Origin of the sequence: Leptolyngbya sp. FACHB-36 (assembly GCF_014695955.1) — a bacterium.
Classification (GTDB): Bacteria; Cyanobacteriota; Cyanobacteriia; order Leptolyngbyales; family Leptolyngbyaceae; genus FACHB-36.
The window spans coordinates 1-3,035 of record NZ_JACJPG010000357.1 but is presented as its reverse complement, the minus strand read 5'-3'; the positions used below and the strand labels follow the sequence as shown (position 1 = coordinate 3,035).

The 3,035-nt window shown below is 54.7% G+C and carries 3 protein-coding genes; 2 read left to right on the top strand and 1 reads right to left on the bottom strand.

What is annotated here, in order from left to right:
- Positions 1 to 89: 89 nt before the first annotated feature.
- A complete protein-coding gene (locus H6F43_RS10105) occupies positions 90 to 1,103 on the top strand; it encodes a glycosyltransferase family 2 protein (RefSeq protein ID WP_190342655.1) in 1,014 nt (337 codons plus the stop codon).
- 87 nt (positions 1,104 to 1,190) lie between these two features.
- Here the strand turns inward: H6F43_RS10105 and mnmA are convergent, their stop codons facing one another.
- Complete coding sequence (gene mnmA / locus H6F43_RS10100; RefSeq protein ID WP_347272393.1) at positions 1,191 to 2,300, bottom strand: tRNA 2-thiouridine(34) synthase MnmA; 1,110 nt, start codon at positions 2,298 to 2,300, stop codon at positions 1,191 to 1,193.
- Between the two features lie 127 nt (positions 2,301 to 2,427).
- Between mnmA and H6F43_RS10095 the strand changes: the two genes are divergently transcribed.
- Positions 2,428 to 3,035: glycosyltransferase family 25 protein (locus tag H6F43_RS10095; RefSeq protein ID WP_190342653.1), on the top strand; the 608-nt coding region annotated here is incomplete at its 3' end.

The window sequence follows — 3,035 nt, the reverse complement described above, 5'->3', positions numbered from 1 at the left end:
CTGAAATCGCGGTAATTACCTCCTGTCCCCGTACACTGCTTTTAAGTATTTCGCTGCCGCTTTCATCTCGTTGACATCTCTTGAGAAGCATGAGTATCTCCCTACATCCCGAACTGACAACCCGTCGATCGCGCTCAATCCAACCGGATCTCTCGGTGGTGGTTCCAATCCATAACGAGTATGAAAGCCTGCCACATCTGGTTGAAGCGATCACGTCTACCCTAACGGCTGATCAGCTTTCCTACGAATTAATCTGCGTAGATGATGGCTCTACAGACGGGTCCACCAACCTGCTCAAACAGCTTGCTCACGATCGTAACGACCTTCGAGCTGTGATCCTGCGGCGCAACTACGGACAAACCGCAGCAATGGCGGCAGGGTTCGGGCATGCCAGAGGACGGGTGATTGTGACGCTAGACGGCGACTTGCAGAATGACCCGGCTGACATCCCTATGCTGCTAGCCAAACTGAACGAAGGGTACGACTTGGTAAGCGGCTGGCGCAAGGACCGTCAGGATGCTGCCCTGACTCGACTGCTGCCCTCGAAGATCGCTAACTGGCTAATCGGCAAAGTGACTGGAGTCAAGCTGCACGACTACGGCTGTTCGCTGAAGGCGTATCGAGCAGAACTGGTCGCCGATATGAATCTGTATGGCGAACTGCACCGTTTCTTGCCCGCTTTGGCATTTATTGAAGGCGCACGCATTACTGAACTGCCAGTGCGGCATCACGCCCGCCGCTTTGGTAAGAGCAAGTACGGACTGGACCGCACCTTCCGCGTGATCATGGATCTGTTAACGGTCTGGTTCATGCGGAAGTTTCTTACTCGCCCGATGCACGTGTTTGGGCTATTTGGTTTGGTGTCGATGGCCCTGGGTACAATTTCTGGGCTGTACCTGACGTTCCTTAAACTGGGACTGGGACAGACGATCGGCAATCGTCCTCTGCTCACCCTGACCGTGGTTTTGCTGTTGGCTGGGGTACAACTGTTTACCCTGGGCTTGCTGGCAGAAGTAATGATGCGGACCTACCACGAATCCCAAGGACGCCCGATCTACCGCGTACGAGAAGTCGTTGGAGACGACAGCGAAGCAGATAGCTAGCAACGCACAAAGCAACCCGCTTCGCGTTCCTGAACTGCTTAGGGCGAAACGCCCCTACAACTTCTCAACGAATTCTAGTTGCGTTCTTTAATCCACCTGCTGCTCAATGATGCCACCACCAAGCAGCACGTCATCGTCGTACCATACAGCAGCTTGACCCGGAGTAACGCTTGACTGCAGGTTCTCAAACACAATTCGTACCCGATGGGGTAAACCTGAGGGGTCGTCACCCTTCAGCGGAATCACGGTCGCAGGCACGGCAGCAGAGCGGTAGCGGATCTGCACCTGAGCTGAAATTGGCGCAGTCGGATTGGCTATCGAGACCCAGTTGACGCGCTGTATTGTGCATCCGCCTGAAAGCGTTGCCGTACGATCGCCAACGATGACGCGGTTTTGTTGAGCATCCAGCGCCACAACGTACAGCGGCTCGCTGTGGGCAATGCCAAGTCCCTTACGCTGTCCGATCGTGTAATGATGCACACCGTCGTGCTGCCCCAGCACATTGCCCGACTGGTCCACAATGTCGCCTTTCTGCGGCGTCAGGTACTTGTCCAAAAATGCCCGCATTGAGCCATTCGCTTCGACTAAGCAAAGGTCTTGGCTTTCCGGCTTGTCAGCCGTGTGTAAGCCAAACTCAGCAGCAGCACGACGGGTCTCGGTCTTGGGCTGTTCGCCTAGCGGAAACAGCACATGCTCTAAGATGTCTTGCGACAAATCGTAGAGAAAGTAGGATTGGTCTTTGTTGCGGTCCACGGCGCGGAGAAGCTGGTAGCGCCCGGTCGTCTCATCGTAGCGCGTGCGGGCGTAGTGTCCAGTGGCAATGAGATCGACGCCTAACTCCTGGCGAGCGTAGCGCAGCATCGGACCAAACTTCACTGCCTTATTGCACTGAGAACAGGGTAGTGGCGTAATTCCAGTGCTGTAGCCAGACACCAGGTAGTCCACAATATTCTCCTGAAACGCGTCGCGAATATCCACAATGTGGTGCGGCACACCCAACTGCTCGCACAGCTTCGCCGCATCCACCATGCCCTCCGAGCAGCACTGTCCTTTGCCCTTCATTAACCACAAGGTCAACCCAATCACTGCGTAACCTTGATGATGCAGAATAGCGGCGGCTGTTGAACTATCGACTCCGCCGGAGAGTCCTACCACAACGTTTTTCATGAACCGCGAAGACTGAAAATGCTGAGAAATCGTGCTCTTCTAGTGTAGCGGTTGGAAAGAGACGGAGTAGGAAATAGAGAATAGAGGAGGATTTTGGGCACTCTGACGCTAGACCAGGGACAGCGTTCGTTGTGAAACGGTTTATGCGGAGTTCACTATGAAAATTACAGAGTTTTTTGATCGCACCTTTGTGGTGAATTTGCCGGAGCGGGTCGATCGACGCAAAGACATGGTGCGAGAGCTAGAAAATGCAGGAATGCCGTTGACGCCGCAATCGGTCGAAATTTTCCCAGCAATTCGACCAGAGACGCTCGATGGGTTTCCGAGCTTTGGAGCGCGGGGGTGCTTTCTGAGCCATCTGAAAATTCTGCGGCAGGCAAAGGCAGATGGATTGAACTCGGTGCTCGTGATGGAAGACGACCTGACGATTTCCGAGCAGTTTTCCGCAACCTCCGCTAACTGGATGCGGCAGCTACAGCAGACCGAGTGGGGCTTCGTTTACTTTGGGCACATTGAATCGGTTGCAGACGCCACGGAGCCGCTGACTCCGTTTGTAGGACCGTTAGCCACCACCCACTTTTACGCGGTCCACCACCGCGTTCTCGATCGCCTAATCGACTTTCTAGAACTTGTGCAAAGCCGTCCCCCCGGACACCCTGACGGTGGACCTATGCACCTCGACGGTGCGTTCACCACGTTTCGCCAGCAAAACCCAGACGTGCTCACCTTGATTGCAGCGCCCAACTTAGGTTGGCAGCGCAGTTC

Excerpts from the sequence above, each read along its gene's own strand:
- H6F43_RS10105 (WP_190342655.1), top strand. The coding sequence starts at position 90 with ATGAGTATCTCCCTACATCCCGAACTGACAACCCGTCGATCGCGCTCA.